The organism is Litoribacter ruber, assembly GCF_018500185.1.
Taxonomy (GTDB): Bacteria; Bacteroidota; Bacteroidia; order Cytophagales; family Cyclobacteriaceae; genus Litoribacter; species Litoribacter ruber.
In genome coordinates this window covers 45,997-62,626 of sequence record NZ_JAHBGI010000003.1, presented here as the reverse complement: position 1 = coordinate 62,626, position 16,630 = coordinate 45,997, and the positions used below count along the sequence as shown (strand labels likewise).

Annotated in this window: 12 protein-coding genes; 8 read left to right on the top strand and 4 right to left on the bottom strand. The window is 42.6% G+C overall.

Annotation, left to right across the window (positions count from 1 at the left end; all coding sequences use genetic code 11):
* Nucleotides 1–72 precede the first annotated feature (72 nt).
* On the top strand, nt 73–705 hold the full coding sequence (locus tag KIH41_RS04725; protein ID WP_213944116.1) for a SatD family protein: 633 nt from the start codon (nt 73–75) through the stop codon (nt 703–705).
* Entirely contained in the window at nt 702–1,406 is a 705-nt protein-coding gene (locus KIH41_RS04720) for a DUF3307 domain-containing protein (protein ID WP_213944117.1), read from the top strand. Before KIH41_RS04725 ends, KIH41_RS04720 begins: the two co-directional genes overlap by 4 nt.
* On the opposite strand, the gene KIH41_RS04715 is transcribed toward KIH41_RS04720, so the two are convergent.
* A complete protein-coding gene (locus KIH41_RS04715) occupies nt 1,403–3,526 on the bottom strand; it encodes a TonB-dependent receptor plug domain-containing protein (RefSeq protein ID WP_214161713.1) in 2,124 nt (707 codons plus the stop codon). The two genes, KIH41_RS04720 and KIH41_RS04715, sit on opposite strands and share 4 nt — an antisense overlap.
* A gap of 161 nt (nt 3,527–3,687) precedes the next feature.
* Here KIH41_RS04715 and KIH41_RS04710 point away from each other — a divergent pair, with 161 nt between their 5' ends.
* Nucleotides 3,688–5,703, top strand: a complete 2,016-nt coding sequence (locus KIH41_RS04710) for a heavy metal translocating P-type ATPase (RefSeq protein ID WP_214161712.1) — start codon at nt 3,688–3,690, stop codon at nt 5,701–5,703.
* Between the two features lie 33 nt (nt 5,704–5,736).
* Here KIH41_RS04710 and KIH41_RS04705 read toward each other — a convergent pair whose 3' ends face one another.
* Entirely contained in the window at nt 5,737–5,916 is a 180-nt protein-coding gene (locus tag KIH41_RS04705; protein WP_213944120.1) for a histone H1, read from the bottom strand.
* 413 nt (nt 5,917–6,329) lie between these two features.
* Between KIH41_RS04705 and fbaA the strand changes: the two genes are divergently transcribed.
* The 5 genes from fbaA to KIH41_RS04680 all read left to right on the top strand — a co-directional run bounded on the left by fbaA (nt 6,330) and on the right by KIH41_RS04680 (nt 14,186).
* Nucleotides 6,330–7,391, top strand: a complete 1,062-nt coding sequence (gene fbaA, locus KIH41_RS04700; protein WP_214161711.1) for a class II fructose-bisphosphate aldolase — start codon at nt 6,330–6,332, stop codon at nt 7,389–7,391.
* Between the two features lie 83 nt (nt 7,392–7,474).
* Nucleotides 7,475–9,037: an alpha-amylase family glycosyl hydrolase gene (locus KIH41_RS04695; protein ID WP_246538967.1), complete on the top strand. Its 1,563-nt coding sequence runs from the start codon at nt 7,475–7,477 to the stop codon at nt 9,035–9,037.
* Nucleotides 9,038–9,290: 253 nt separating this feature from the next.
* Complete coding sequence (locus KIH41_RS04690; RefSeq protein ID WP_214161709.1) at nt 9,291–11,204, top strand: polysaccharide biosynthesis protein; 1,914 nt, start codon at nt 9,291–9,293, stop codon at nt 11,202–11,204.
* 246 nt (nt 11,205–11,450) lie between these two features.
* A complete protein-coding gene (locus tag KIH41_RS04685; RefSeq protein ID WP_214161708.1) occupies nt 11,451–12,584 on the top strand; it encodes a DUF4221 family protein in 1,134 nt (377 codons plus the stop codon).
* 123 nt (nt 12,585–12,707) lie between these two features.
* Entirely contained in the window at nt 12,708–14,186 is a 1,479-nt protein-coding gene (locus tag KIH41_RS04680) for a S10 family peptidase (RefSeq protein WP_213944125.1), read from the top strand.
* A 220-nt stretch (nt 14,187–14,406) separates the two neighbouring features.
* Here the strand turns inward: KIH41_RS04680 and KIH41_RS04675 are convergent, their stop codons facing one another.
* Both KIH41_RS04675 and KIH41_RS04670 read right to left on the bottom strand, forming a co-directional pair.
* The gene (locus tag KIH41_RS04675; RefSeq protein WP_214161707.1) at nt 14,407–15,465 is read right to left on the bottom strand and encodes an NAD(P)-dependent alcohol dehydrogenase; all 1,059 of its coding nucleotides are present in this window, start codon (nt 15,463–15,465) and stop codon (nt 14,407–14,409) included.
* A gap of 284 nt (nt 15,466–15,749) precedes the next feature.
* Nucleotides 15,750–16,628, bottom strand: a complete 879-nt coding sequence (locus tag KIH41_RS04670) for a glutamate--tRNA ligase family protein (RefSeq protein WP_214161706.1) — start codon at nt 16,626–16,628, stop codon at nt 15,750–15,752.
* Nucleotides 16,629–16,630: the final 2 nt, after the last annotated feature.

Genomic DNA, 16,630 nt, shown 5'->3' with positions numbered 1-16,630 from the left:
TTATTTAGACGATATTTGTGATTATCGTTTGATTAGGCGATAATATGGAGATGCCTGTAATAATGGAGAAGAATGATAGCAGTAATTAAAGGGGATATTATAAATAGTAGGGCGGTAGAAAACCAAGCCATCTGGCTGGAACCGCTAAAGAAGCTTTTGAGTGAGTGGGGTAGGGCAAATGCTGATTGGGAAATCCTGTGGGGTGATTTTTTTCAACTGGAGATAGGGGAGGTTCAGGATGTTTTGACGGCTGCTTTTCAGATCAAAGCTTTGATCCGGTCTGTGGAGACAGAGACGGGGAAAAACCTGGATGTTCGTATGGCCATCGGTATAGGAAAAAAGACATTTGAAGCCGAAAGGATTTCGGAAAGCAATGGCGAGGCATTTGTTTTTGCAGGTGAGAAATTTGACAGACTGGCAAAGGATAAAACCAATTTGGGGCTACTAACTTCATGGCCTGAGTTTGACCAGGATATAAATTTGATGTTGAGACTGGCAGGATTGTTTATGGATAAATGGACCGCCCCCTCAGCAGAGCTAGTCCAGCTGGTTTTGCAAAATCCAAAAATCACTCAGCAGGAAATTGGTAAAAAACTGGATATCAAGCAAAACTCAGTAAGCGGCAGATGGAGCAGATCTAATGTGGATGAAATTTTGGCTATCGATCAGGTTTTTAGGAAAAAATTGGCTAAGCTTATTGGATGATTATTTTTATAAAAATGATTTTGGCTCACCTCATAGGTGATTTTCTTTTACAGCCTACGGGCTGGATCAAAAGCAAGGAAGATAAAAAGGCCGGCAGCATGTTTCTCTACCTCCATGTTGTTCTTCACGGAGTATTGGTGTTTTTATTTTTATGGAATTGGCAAATAGCTTTGCTCATTGCAGGAAGTCATTATTTGATTGATGTAATAAAACTCTACGCTCAAACTCCCCAAAACAAGCCCGCATGGTTTTTAGGAGATCAATTACTCCATCTAACAGTGATTTTTGGCGTGGGAATGTACTTTTCTGGCATGACCATATTTCCTTTCTGGGAAAATCACTTGGTCTGGCTTTACCTTACGGCTATCCTGTTCTTAACAGTAGCGTCGGGAATCATCATACAGGTATTGATGTCCAAATGGTCCCAAAACTTATTTGACGGGGAAAATGAATCGCTTACCAATGCAGGGAAATACATTGGGATCTTGGAGCGCTTGTTTGTTTTTGTCTTTGTGATCAGCGGAAGATGGGAGGCTGTCGGATTTCTGTTGACCGCCAAATCTGTTTTCCGTTTTGGGGATCTTAAGGAATCCAAAGACAGAAAGCTTACAGAGTACATCCTGATAGGGACTCTGATGAGCTTTGGGCTGGCGATCTTTACCGCACTTTTGGTTTTAGGGATGGACAGAATCCAATTTTAATCGGAACCGACTTCAAAGGTGACCACCTCTCTTAAAGCCTGTCCTTCTGTGGTAATTCCTTCGATTATTACCCTATATGTGCCTGGGGTATCAGCAGTGAAGAAATTAAAGGTTTTTCCTCCTTCATTACTCAGGTGTATAATGGGATTCCAATAGAGGGTACTTCGCAGGTCAGGCAGGTCATAATAGTCCATGTCCTCATGGGTGGGTGAATAGAAGTTTCTGGTTCTCGAAAACCCTTGAGCTCTATGTACGACAATATGCTTGCCTCCCTGAATATCTATTTCCTCCTCATATCCGATATCTGTAAACATCGCTATCACCCCTCCGCCACCTCTTCCCCCATAAATCCCGGCAGCTGAGGGTCTCCTGATGATTTCAATCCTGCTGATATCAAAGGGATTGATCATCTGAAGGGTATTCTCAGGGATTGGCATGCCATCCAACAAATATAAAGGAGTGCCTTGACCCCGAATGGTGGCTGTAAACTCATTCATGCCCCTTCTTATAACCTGCAAGCCAGCCACTCTTCCTTGAAGGACCTCGAGAATATTTCCTGAGGGGGCCACAGGAAGTTGCTTGCGGAACAGCACCATATCCGGTTGGGTATGAAGCCTAAAGGGTTTATGAATTTCAGCCCTTCCTTCCACTACAATTTCATCCAAAAGCAACTCTCCCAGTTCCATCGCCCCAACTTCGGCCTCCGTACGGCGGAATTGATCCAAAACTGTGGCGGCATAATCCCGCGGAGGCTGACCAATTGTCTTGATTCTATTGGAAAGAAGGGGTGGGGTGTACTCCTCTTCCCCCATAATCACTTCCACCTGCTCCCTTCTCCCACGGTGGTCGCCCCCTTGCACCACTACGGGGATTTCTCCGGTATAATAGAAGCCTCGGAAAGCGAAATAGCCCTCCTCATCTGTGTTGGTACTGACAAAAGTCTGAAAGCGGTCCTTCAGCCACAGCAAAGCTTCTCCGTTGTTGACAGGTTTTCCGTTTTTTAACAATTGACCTCTGATGTTGATTTCCTGCTCATTGCCGTACCGAATCGCGGGAAACTTGGCACTTGCTAAGTCATCCAGGCTATAGCGTTTAAATTTAGCCTGGCTCAAGGCCTCATTCAACAATTCAATCTTCTTGTCATCTTCTCCGTTGAAAAATGCCCCCGCATTTAGGAGTGGGTTTTCAATTTCAGAGTTGATATACAAATAGCTTAAAATATTTTCTTGCTCGGGTTGGTAAGGAACAAAGTTGTCAGCCGTCACGGACAGAGAAAGTTTGGCAATATTTCCTTCGTCCAAACCCAATGCCGATATGGATAAGGTAACTTCTTCCCGCACGTCATAGCTTTCTTTTTCAAGGTTGACCGAGATGGTTGGGGTGAATTCTTGATTTACGAAAAATAGCCTTTCTGCTACTTTGTCTCCATCCGGATTGACCAATACAAACTTTGAAATGCCTGTTTGAAAATCCTCTCTAGGGATTTCTACGGAAGTCATATTTTCCTCTAAAGTCTGATCAAAAATCATTTTATCTCCCAAAAAAGCCATCAGTATAAGCTCAGTAGTTTCTGGAAGATCATGGGTTACAAGGACAGCATCTTCCTGTACTTGTATAGAAAGTGGGGAATCGTGTTCATCAATTGGGATACTAGATGAAGCATTTTCGGTAGGGATTTCAGAGCCTTCTGCAAGAACTTGGATTTCCTTTTGGAAAAATGTCTCCTCGCCAAAGTTTCTCATCCACCTGGTATAGGCAGTCAGTTTATAGGTCCCTGCTTCCAAATCATCGGGCAGGGTGATATCTCCATAGGACTCCCCTTCGAAAACAGGCAAGGTGAGCTTTTCCACCGCTGAGCCTTCATCATCCAATAAATCCACATACAATACACCACTCCGCTCAGTAGCCTTTAGATCCGACGCTCTTAGCACATAAGCTTTTAGCCAAATTATCTCTCCACCCAAAAAATGGGATTTGTCCAGGTGCAGATAGATTTTCTCGGGTGTAAAGCTCTCCCTGTAGATTTTCAGGTTTTCTTTAATCTTGCTGGTTTTGTCTTGTGCTGAAAGTGGCGGAATTAGTAAAGCAATCAGACAGAATAGAATGAGCAGGTTTCGCATGTGTGGTTAAGGAATTTGGGTCTCTTAATCAATACGTTAATATAACCAAAAAGATTTTATAGGGAATAAATCCTGCCCCAGGCGTGTTAGAGGGAAATACAGAGATATGCAATTGCTGTGCATGCGGTAATTGGCTAACTTTCCCAAAAGCATATATGCGAATGAAAGACTCCACTGAACAAACAGATACTTTGGAAGCAACCGAAAAGGCGCAGCCGTCAGCTTCATTTTTGGATGCTGAAGGCTGTGGGTGCGATTCCCATGCCTGTAGTACCCATGCCTCCATCGAAGGTTCCACCTTCGATTGGAAATTGTATTGGCAGGCGGGAGTGAGTTTTATTTTGCTGGCATTAGGTATCGGTTTTGATTTTTTTGATTCCAGCTGGTTTGAGGGAGTACCGAGATTTTTATGGTTTGCCGTCGCATATGTTTTGGTGGCCTACCAAGTTGTGGGACCTGCGGTGAGGAACTTGGTAAAGGGTTCCATATTCAATGAATTCTTTTTGATGACCATCGCCACCTTTGGAGCTTTTTATCTGGGAGAGTATGCCGAAGGGGTAGCCGTGATGCTGTTTTATACTATTGGGGAGCATTTCCAGGCCTTGGCAGTGAAAAGGTCTAAAAACAGTATCAAAAACCTAATTGATGCCCGGCCTGATAAAGCTTTTGTCAAGCGTAACGGGGTTTTTCGGGCGATTGATCCCAAACAGGTCAAAATAGGGGAGGTAATTCAGGTCAAGGCTGGGGAAAAGGTGGTTTTGGATGGCGCGCTTCTCTCTGGACCAGCAGAGTTTAACACGGCAGCTCTCACCGGGGAATCGGTGCCACGTGTTTATGAAAAAGGTGATAAGGTGCTTTCAGGTATGATCAACCTAAGTGGGCTGATTGAGCTTCAGGTCGCCTCCCGCTTTGAGGATAGTGCCTTGTCCAGGATTTTGTATTTGGTTGAGCAGGCTGGATCCAGAAAAGCCACCACCCAAAAGTTCATCAGTAAATTTGCCAAGGTTTATACGCCCATAGTGGTTTTTCTGGCGCTTGGGCTATTGTTGGTGCCGATGCTGATTGTTGCAGAATACGATTTTCAGGAATGGCTGTATAGGGCTTTGGTGTTTTTGGTGATTTCCTGCCCCTGTGCTTTGGTGATTTCCATCCCCTTAGGCTACTTTGGAGGATTAGGTGCAGGAGCCCAAAACGGGATTCTTTTTAAGGGCGCCAATTATCTGGATGTGTTGGCAAAGGTTGACACCATCGTGTTTGATAAAACAGGAACCTTGACAGAGGGAAAATTGAGGTTGACTGGGATTTCACCGACTGATATAGATCCTAATGTCATTGAAAAGGTAGTAGCACTGGAAATGGCCTCTACCCATCCGGTGGCCAAGGCTATAGCAGAACGCTTTTCAGAAATTGATTCGACAACAAAATTGGAAGAAATCAGAGAACATGCAGGTATGGGTCTTTCTGCCTTCACAGAGGAAAAGTTGCTTTTAGCTGGAAATATTAACCTGCTTGATAAGCATAACATAGAGTACCCCGCTGCCTTGAAAAACCACCCCTCAACCTTAATTGCAATTGCTATGGATGGAAAGTATCAGGGACACTTTACGTTTGAAGATGAAATAAAGCCTGATGCTAGGCAAATGGTTGGGCAATTGAAGAAGCTAGGAGCTAAAAGGCTGGCAATGCTTTCCGGTGATAGAAGCAGTGTAGCGGAAAAGGTGGCTACCAAACTTGGTCTGAGTGATTTTCACGGCGAGCTCCTTCCCGAGGAAAAATTGAAAAAGCTGGAGGAATTGAAAAGCACTTCTTCGAAAATAGCCTTTGTGGGAGATGGCATCAACGATGCACCTGCCTTGGCACTTGCTGATGTTGGGATTGCTATGGGGGGAATGGGTACTGATGCGGCTATCGAAACCGCCGATGTGGTGCTGCAGGATGATAGATTGCTCAAAATACCCTTGGCGATCCAGATTGGAAGAAAGACCAGGGAGATTGTTTGGAAAAATATAGGTTTGGCATTCGGAGTTAAGGCCTTGGTGTTAATACTTGGAGGTATGGGAATTGCCTCACTCTGGGAGGCTGTCTTTGCCGATGTAGGGGTGGCCCTGCTGGCCATTCTTAATGCGGTCCGGATCCAAAAATTTTATAGACCAAAAAAAACAACCCCTGCCAAGTAAGGCCGGGGTTGTCTACTCCTATTGGATTCGGAATTATTTTCCTGAGTTTTTGATATCAGTGATCTCTTTACGGATTTCCTGAGCAAGCTTCTTAGCTTCGTTCATACCGTTTCTTACTCTGGTCCCGGCAGCTTTGTTGCCTTTGTCATAAAACTTATGGAAGTCATCTTCCAGACCTGAGATCAAATTTTTAACTTCTTCAAATCTACTCATTTTTGTCTTTGGTTATGTTAGTTAAAATATTACCTATGGGAAATGTAGTTTAGTTTTTTTAAATCACCAACAAATAGTTTTAAAAAAATAAATAAAATTTTTTCTACCAATCCACTGTGCTACTTATAATTCCTTGATTTATAGAAAGAAGCGTGTTTTCAACTGATGTTCAAATAATTTAGGGGCATTTTCTTTAATTCGAGGGTTTTGGTGTTATTTACCAGCAAATTATCCTTTAAGACTATTGGGAGGTTGTTTTGGGATTATAGCTTAGAAGCATTCCCAATTCAAATAAATCCTTGTTTTCAGTGATTTTAAACTCCTTGTTTTTATCTTTGAATAACCCTCCATGCCAACCTTATTTTCACATGGAGTGGTGAGATGAAATTTAAATTTTAAACTAAACAATACCTATGAAATTCAAACCAGGAGTTAAGTACGGCCAAGAGCTTCAAGATCTTTTGGCTTATGCCAAAGAAAATGAATTTGCAATGCCTGCGGTGAACGTAATCAATACAAGTACTGTCAACGCGGTACTGGAGACAGCCAAAAAGGTGAATTCTCCAGTTATGATTCAATTCTCAAATGGTGGTGCTCAGTTTTTTGCTGGTAAAGGCCTTCCAAACGATCAGCAACAGGCTTCTGTAGTCGGTGCTGTATCGGGAGCCATGCATGTTCATAAAATGGCCGAAGCCTATGGAGTTCCTGTGGTTTTACATACCGACCATGCGGCCAAAAAGCTTCTACCTTGGATTGACGGAATGCTTAAGGAAGGCCAAGAATACTATAAGGCATTCAAAAAGCCTCTTTTCAGCTCCCATATGCTTGACCTTTCTGAAGAGACTTTGGAGGAAAACATTGAGACTTCGGTAAAGTATTTCAAGGAGTTTGCTAAAATCGAAATGGGCATCGAGATCGAACTTGGTGTGACGGGTGGAGAAGAAGACGGGGTGGACAATACCGACGTGGACAGCTCCAAGCTTTATACCCAGCCTGAGGAAGTGGCCTTTGCCTATGAGCAACTGAAAAAAGTTGGTGACAGCTTCACCGTAGCTGCTGCATTTGGTAATGTACATGGTGTTTACAAGCCGGGCAACGTAAGCCTTGAACCAATAATCTTAAAAAATAGCCAAGATTATATCAACGAGAAATTTGGCACTTCCGGCAAGCCGGTAAGCTTTGTATTCCATGGCGGTTCTGGTTCCTCTGTGGAGGAAATCCGTGAGGCAAATAGTTACGGTTCCATTAAAATGAACATCGATACAGACATGCAATGGGCATTCTGGGAAGGTGTGCTGAAGTATTACCAATCCAATGAAGGTTATCTTCAGACCCAGTTGGGCAATCCTGATGGAGACGACAAGCCAAACAAAAAGTATTATGATCCAAGAGCATGGTTGAGAAAAGGCGAAGAGAACTTCGTGAAGAGACTTGAACAGGCTTTTGATATGCTTAACTGTATTGACAGAAATTAATATCTCAATAATCCAAACCTGATAGTCCACCTTTCAAGTTGCTTCAGCTTGAAAGGTGGACTATGTTTTTAACAATTAAACCTATGCGCAAACTTTATTCAGTATTCCTCTTACCTTTTTTTATTGCCTCAGTTGGATGTGCTCCAACCCCGGATGTAGTTTCTGGAAATGAGGTCAAAGATGACCATTGGCCAAAGGCTGGGATCACCTATGAGATATTTGTCCAGTCTTTTTACGATACAGATGGAGACGGAATCGGGGATATCAATGGCGTAACAAAGAAGCTTGACCACGTTAAAGACCTAAATGCCAATGCTATTTGGTTTATGCCCATCATGCCTTCCCCAAGTTATCACAAATATGATGTGACTGATTATAAAGAGATCCACCCGGATTACGGTACCTTAGAGGATTTCAAAAAACTGATTGAGGAGGCCCACAGAAAGGACATCAGGATTGTGATCGATATGATCATCAATCATACTAGTAGCGAACATCCTTGGTTTTTGGAAGCCAAAAAAGGCCCCGATAATCCTTTTCGAGATTATTACGTGTGGGCTGGAAAAGATACCATCGCTGACCACATCAATAAAAAGCAAACTACGCTGGATAGTGATAATATCCGTCAGTGGCATGATCCAGGACATGGTGATGAGTTTTATTATGGTTTTTTCACCGGAAATATGCCGGATCTGAATTTTGACAATCCGAAGGTAAGGGAAGAAATTTATGAAATCGGCCGCTTTTGGCTGGAGGAAATGGGTGTAGACGGATTTAGACTAGATGCGGCCAAACACATCTATCCTGATGACAGACCAGAAGATAACCATGCCTTTTGGGTGGAGTTCAGAGAAGAAATGGAAAAGATCAAGCCAGATGTGTATTTGGTAGGAGAGGTGTATGACATGAAAGAAGTGGTGGCTCCGTATCTTCCGGGCTTGCCGGCACTATTTAACTTTGATTTCCATTATACCCTTCTGGAGTCTTTTGAGAAAGGGGAAGGGATGCTTTTGGCACAAAGGCAAAAAGAGATCCTAGACTATTATTTTGACATTACGGATGATTTTATCGACGCCACTTTCTCTTCAAATCATGATCAGCCTAGGCTTTTAAGTAGTCTGAAAGGAAACGAGGCTAAAGCCCGTCAGGCGATCGTGATTCTAATGACAATGCCAGGAGCACCCTATTTGTATTATGGGGAGGAAATAGGCATGCTGGGAGAAAAGCCTGATGAGCACATCCGAGAACCTTTTTTATGGGATGTGGAGGAAAATGACACCGGTCGAGCCACGTGGATTGAGCCGAAATTTAGTACCGATGATACGGTAATTCCTTTGGCAAAACAAAAGGATGACCCTGAGAGTAAGTTTAACTTTTATAAAGAGATTACTTCTTTAAGGGCTAATGACCGGGTGTTGACTTTGGGCTCGCTTGAATTGACCGACCTTGAGTTGAATAAAACGGTGATGGGTTATGAAAGGCATCATAATGGGGAAGTCTATAAAGTGTTCCATAATATAGGAGATGCAGAAGTGGAATTTGACCTTGATGACCAAGATTACGAGGTTGTATATAAGCACGGCAATGTGGATGTCAAGAATGGAAAAATATCCTTGGCAGCTTATGAAAGTGTTGTTATTAAGTAATTTGTTGAATACCAGTAGTAAACCTCGCCAGATGGCGGGGTTTTTTTGTATTTGTAAAAATTTCATAGGTATCCTTTAAAATGCTGATTTATAAGGTTTTGGGTATTTATATCTAAATCAATACTTGCATTTTTTGAAGAAAAATTTGGCATAACTCCTTAATTTTTAACCAGAAAGCTTATTTTTATGAAATCTTTTTATTTATATTTGAAATACAAAAAGAAGTATTTTTTAAACAACTGCAATTTTGGCTATGGAATTTTTAAGTCGAGTGAGCATCTTGCCCCGGTGGGCCGTTGCACTTTTTGATAGTTTGATCCTGGTATATGCGATATTCATTGGCTTCACCCTCCGCTACAATTTTGATTTTTCCGGATTGGAAGCCTATTCAATACCAGCGGGATTGATGCTTTTTCTTATTAGTGGGTGGGTAGCCATGCTCATCACTAAAAGCTATTTGGGGATCATCCGCCACACCAGTTTGAGGGATGGGGTTATCTTGGCAAAAATGGTGGTAATTACATCCGTTTTGGCCACCTTGGCCAATTTTACGGCTGTTCATTTTCTCGGCCAGGAATGGATCTTGTCATCGGCAGTTCTTCTTATTTCAGCAGGTGTCGCGCTGATGACTTTGCTTTTTTACCGCATGATCATCAAAGAGCTATTTGGGTACATCAAGCACAGCAACAAGGATATCATTCCTGTGGCCGTATTTGGGGCCGGAGAGGCCGGTGTACTCGCCCAGGAGATTTACGCCAACGACAACCAGGTGAAAAAGAGGGTGGTGGCATTTTTGGACGATGACCCCAATAAGGCAGGTAAAATTCTATCTGGTGCAAAAATCTATTTGGGCTTGGAAATCCTTGCCTCTGTAGTGGCCAAGTACAAAATCAGAGAGCTAGTAATCTCAGTACAGGAACTTTCCCCCACCAGAAGAAGGCAAATAATTGACGAATGTCTCCGCCTAAATGTCCACGCCACTATAATCCCACCTGTAAAAGAATGGATCAATGGTTCTTTGGGGTCTAATGAGATCAGGGAAGTGAAAATTGAAGATCTTCTTTCCCGTGAAGAAATTGGTCTTGACAATGATCAGGTCAAAAATGATATAGCAGGAAGGGTGATTATGGTAACAGGCGCAGCGGGATCCATCGGAAGTCAATTGATAAGACAGCTGCAAAAGTATAATCCAAGACAAATCTTGCTTGTAGATCAAGCGGAATCCCCGCTTTACACTTTGTATACTGAAGTGTGCTCCTCTGCTAAAGAAATCAGCTTTGTGCCTTTGCTAGCAGATATCCGTAAAAGAAAAGGGATGTCGCGCATTATCAGCAAGTATAGGCCCCAGATTATCTATCACGCCGCAGCCTACAAGCATGTGCCGATGATGGAGGAATTCCCGGAAGAAGCTATCAAGGCCAATATACTAGGTACCCGTACCCTGGCCGACTTGGCAGTGATCAACCATGTAGAAAAGTTTGTCATGGTGAGCACCGATAAGGCGGTGAACCCAACCAATGTGATGGGGGCTTCAAAAAGGATTGCTGAAATGTATGTTCAAGCACTCAATGACGCCATTGCTGATACGGGTGATCACAGAAGGACGCGATTTGTTACTACCCGGTTTGGAAATGTTTTGGGTTCCAATGGTTCAGTAATCCCGCTATTCAAGAACCAGATTAAAAACGGAGGCCCAGTGACAGTTACTCATCCTAACATCACTCGGTATTTCATGACTATCCCTGAAGCCTGTCAACTGGTCATTGAAGCCGGGGTGATGGGGAATGGGGGAGAGGTTTTCGTGTTTGATATGGGAGAGCCGATAAAAATCCTCGACTTGGCGAAGAAAATGATACAGCTCAGCGGGAAAAAGCTTTGGAAAGATATAGGAATCGAATTTTCTGGTTTACGGCAAGGGGAAAAGCTGTATGAAGAACTTTTGACAAGTTCTGAAAAAGTGATCGAGACCCATCATCCTAAGATCATGATCGCCAAAGTGAAAAAGGTCAACTTCGAGGCTATTGTCAATAAAGTGGAAGCCTTTAAAGTGTTGCTTGACAAAAACTCGGACATCGCTTTGGTAAGCCATATGAAAAAGATCGTGCCTGAATACATCAGTAATGCTTCCCGTTTCAGCTTTTTGGATAAAATGGAGCTTAAGCAATAACAATTTCTCAATTTAACCACTACGCCCCTTGACTACTGTTGAGGGGTTTTTTTATGGCTTAAGCTATCATTTAAACATGTGAATTGTAAATAGATTTGATTTTTTGATATTGTTTAAGTAAAAATGTGATTTTTTTAATTAAAAAAATAAATATTTAATCTTGAAGAAAGTGCTCATGGTATAATAATTGTATCATGTATTATTGAATTTGTATTTGGTGATTATTTTTTAAATCAATAATTGGATATGTTTCGTTTGGTGGCCTTTTTAGTATTTTACTGTTGTTTTCTTTGTGCCCATGAGGTGGAAGGTCAGAGACACACTCCTGTAATCGAATTTCACGATATCATCAGTGATACACTGGTACTAAACCACAGCAAGTTTCCTGAATCTTACCGAATGAAGATGGTGACCAACCATAAGGGGGCTGATTTTTTATATGTTTTTGATTGTAAAAAGGGAGGTTTCGAAATCTTTGACCTTTGGACTAAAACCCACATCAAAACCATTAATCCCCCTGTAGTGGAGGGGTTGCCTGGGTTCAAGGCAGTTTCCTTCGATATCATGAGTCCAAATGAAATTTATATGCTCAGCCAGAAAGGGAATTTGATTCAGCTTGATAGTGCTGGAAAAATGGTGGAACATTGGCTGGTCACGCAGGAGTTGGATAATGAAGAATATGCGATAAGTGTGTCGGACCATCTTAATAACTTTGCTGTGATGGACCAAAAGGCCTATTTGCCTATTATGCATGCTTACCAAAAGAATGGAAGCTTCACCTTGAAAGGGAAGCCGGCCATGATTGTATATGACCTAGCAGCCGGGGAAGTTGAAAAAGAATTTGCGGGATATCCTAAATCGACTTATAAGTCAAACAATCTACCCAGTCCAAAATATGAATTTACCACCTTGAAAATGAAAGACGAGGAAAGGTTGGTGATTTCTTACTTGAAAGATCCTGAACTCAAAGCTTATAAATTCAAGAATAACAAGGCCAAATCGAGTAAGGCTGAAAGTCCTTTCCTCAACGATAACCGAATTAGACCACAAAAAGACCAATTCGGAAACGTAATCCAATACAGCAACCCGAATGGATTTTACCACAACATTTATTATGATGAAAACAGGCAGTTGTTTTACAGAACTGTAGCCCATCATCATGACAATGGCAACAGTTTGGCCCGACGACCTTTTTCAATTCAGGTTATTGACAAAAATTTCAACTTGCTGTCTGAAATCAAAGTCCCAGGCTCAGAGCCTTTGGACCATATGAAACTGACTGTGATCAAAGAGGGAATCCTGCTCCAGATCTGTCAGCAAAAAAAACCTGAAGAGGTCAGGTTCTTGGTTTTGGATGTCAATAAGTCATTTAGAGACTAATCCGCTTATCAGGTTAAAGCAGTATTTATAGAAAGTTCAGATATAGTTTATCCATAATGTTTTATATTAGGAACCTATTCAGTGATGCTGGATAGGTTTTTTTGCAAATAAAACTTAACCCAAATGAAAAAAACTATACTGATGCTGAGTTTGCTGATCTCAGTTCAATTTGTATCCTTTTCCCAAGAAAGGCAGATCGAAGTGGAGTCGGCTAATACCACCAATCACGAGATTACCATCAATGGCAAGCGTGTCCCATATTCTGCCACTGCGGGTACCCAGCCTGTCTGGAATGAGGATGGCAAGCCAATCGCCTCTTTGTTCTACACCTATTACGAAAGAACTGATGTTAGTGATAAAGCTACCAGACCATTGGTGATTTCCTTCAACGGTGGCCCAGGCTCCGCTTCCATATGGATGCACATTGCCTATACCGGGCCAGTATTACTGAATATGGACGATGAGGGTAATCCAACGCAGCCATACGGGACCCGTTCTAACCCGCACTCCATCTTGGATGTAGCTGATATCGTGTATGTAGATCCGGTCAATACTGGCTATTCCAGAATTGTAGACAAGGAAACTGATAGAAAGAAGTTTTTCGGCGTAAATGCCGATATTGAATACCTGTCTGATTGGGTTAATACATTTGTGACTAGACAGAACAGATGGGCTTCCCCAAAATACCTTATTGGAGAAAGTTACGGTACCACAAGAGTGGCCGGAATGGTCAACAGATTGCAAAATTCCCATTGGATGTTTTTCAACGGTGTGATCTTGGTGTCGCCTACCGGATTAGGAATTGATAGAGGGGGACCTGTGTCAGCTGCCAATTATTTGCCTTATTACGCCGCAACGGCTTGGTTTCATGAAATGTTGGATTCCGATCTTCAAAACCAGGATTTGGACGACCTACTTCCTGAAGTGGAGGAGTTTACCATCAATGAGTTGATCCCAGCGATGGTGAAAGGTGGATATTTGGAGGAAGACCGCAAAAAGGAACTTGCCGAAAAGATGGCCCGCTATTCGGGAATGAGTGAAAAGGTGATCTTGGAGCATAACTTGGCTGTACCCACAAACTTTTTCTGGAAAGAGCTGATGAGGGAAGAAGGACTAACAATTGGAAGATTGGACAGCCGTTATAGGGGGATTGATCGCCAGGGCTCCGGAGAGCGTCCCGATCATGACCCAGCCCTTACTGCTTGGAACCATGCCTTTGCACCGGCCATGAACTATTATGTAAGGAACGTTTTGAAATATGAAACTGACCTAACGTATAATTTATTCGGACCTGTGCACCCTTGGGACAGAAGCGGTGATAGGACAGGGGAGAATCTCCGTTCTGCTATGGCTCAGAATCCTTTCCTTCATTTGTTGGTTCAGTCCGGTTACTATGATGGAGGTACTGATTACTTCAATGCCAAATATAATTTGTGGCAAATGGATCCAAGTGGCAAACTGAAAGACAGAATGGACTGGAAAGGGTACCGCAGTGGTCACATGATGTACCTGCGCGCAGAGGATTTGGAAACCTCCAATGAGGATATACGACAATTTATCTTGAAGTCGACGCCAGAAAAAGGAGCTCCTGCGAGGTATTGATAGAGATTGAAGACGGAGACCGGAGTAGACTCCAAAAGTAACAAAAATGCCAAGTCTTTGACTTGGCATTTTTGTTTTTTCGAACCGCTTAATCGCAAAGATATGAAGGAGCGTGTTTAGGTCTCAAGGCTCAGCCTTGGAACAATTAAATCAATTTTACTAAACTCCTAAACCTCCCGATGTGCGCAGCACCCATCGGGAAATAAACTTCTAAACCACTCTAATCCTTCAACGAAGCCATATCAATAACAAAGCGGTATTTTACGTCGCTTTTGAGCATTCTTTCATAGGCCGTGTTGATTTCCTGCATTTTGATCATTTCTATATCCGAGACGATGTTATGCTCTCCACAGAAATCGAGCATTTCCTGCGTTTCGGCGATGCCTCCGATCACTGATCCGGCCACTGATTTTCTTCCAAGGATCATTGGAACAGAATTTAAGATGGGGTCAAGGTCTCCTAAATAGCCAACCAATACCAATGTGCCATTGATATTTAATGTGCTGACATAGGGATTAAGATCATGGGCGTAAGGGACTGTGTCTATGATTAGATCAAATTTTCCTCTTGATTTCTTCATTTGGTCGGAGTCGGTTGAAATGATGACTTCATCTGCTCCAAGCCTTTTGGCATCTTCTATTTTGCCTTCTGACCTTGAGAATAGCGCTACCGATGCCCCCAGTCCTTTGGCCAGCTTAATAGCCATATGTCCTAGACCACCCAGCCCGACTACAGCAACCTTGCTGCCTTCTTTTACATTCCAATGCCTCAAGGGGGACCAAGTAGTGATCCCGGCACACAGCAAGGGGGCAACCGCCGCTGTGTCTAAATTCGTGGGGACCTTCAATACAAAATGTTCCTCAACCACAATTTTCTGAGAATACCCCCCAAAGGTCTGTTCATCTAGGTACTTTTCTTTTCCATTATAAGTGCCAGTAAAGCCATTTTTACAATACTGTTCCAGGTCCATTTTACAGCTCTCGCAGGTTCTACAGCTGTCCACCATACACCCTACGCCGACAAGGTCACCAACTTTATATTTGGAAACTTCTTCACCAACTTGAGTGACCTTACCAATGATCTCATGGCCGGGTATGGTCGGATATATAGTGCCTCCCCAGTCATTTCTGGCCGTGTGTAAATCCGAATGGCAAACCCCGCAATACAGGATTTCAATTTCGACATCCGTTGAGGTCACCGATCTGCGTTTAATGTCCATTTGGTCCAAATCCGCCTCTTTTGAAGCTGCACCGAAGGCTTTTACTGTTGTGGTTTCCATGTTTTTGCTTGATTTAATTATATCTGAAGTCTGGGTTTACTTAGATAAGAGAATTGAAGAGAAATAGTTTGGATACAGCACCATAATACAATCCTGTCAGCAGTAAAATTAAGGGATGTTAGGAGGATGTCAGTAGGATATCGGTAGGATGTAGGCAGGATGTCGGCCATCTTCCTTACACATTCCCGCCTGTTTTGCTATGGATTAAGAATTCGTTGTACTTTTCTAAGGGAGAATTATTCCGGCTCAACTCTTCAATCCATCTATAGCTGTCGGGAATAAGTTCAACCCATTCTAAATCCCTCAACGAATTCCTCAAATTTATTTACAGGTTCCATTTTTAGAAAATCGCTAACCATTTTGTAGATGTCAGAGGGTGGGATTCCGATGCTGCGCATGAAGTGGATGGAAGTGCTTCCTGCTGACTTGGAAAGCTTGATGGATGATTCGTCTTTGATTAAAGGGTGATGATAAAAGCGGATGTTGGCAAAATTAGCTTCATCTAGTATCTCACTTAAAATGAGTTGGGCGGCGGTGGAGCCCAATAAGTCTTCCCCGCGTACAATCATATCAATTCCATAATGGAGATCGTCCACCAAGGAGGCTATTTGGTAGGCCGGCAGTAGGTCTTTTCTTCTGACGATGAAGTGCTGCAGCTTTTTGGGTAATTGGATTTCTTTTTTGTGTCCTTCAAGTGTTTGATAGCTGGTGACGGTTTTTCCTTTTACCCTACATCTCCAGCAGCAATCTTTTTTCTCAAAAAGAAGGTTTTTAGGAATACATTTGCCTTTGTAGATGCCCTTTTTGCTTCGGGATAAAATCTGTTTGCGGCTGCAAGAACATGAAAAAATTGCTTTTTGTGCTTTCAAACCCTCTAAGGCATTTTGGTATAAAGGAAGCCGATGGACCTGAGACCAATTGTTTTCAAAATCCTTCATATCTTTTGGTCCTTCATCAAAGGGGATTTCGAGGTATTCAAGTGTTTCAAAAATATCTTGGACATATGCTGCCCTTTTACGGGCTTGATCCAAATCATCAATACGCAGCAGGATGGTCGCTCCCTGTTGGCGGGCCAAGGCGGCGGTGATCAGGAAGTTGAGCACATTTCCTAAATGCAGGTAACCACTTGGGGTAGGAGCAAGTCTGGTTTTGATAAATTTCATGA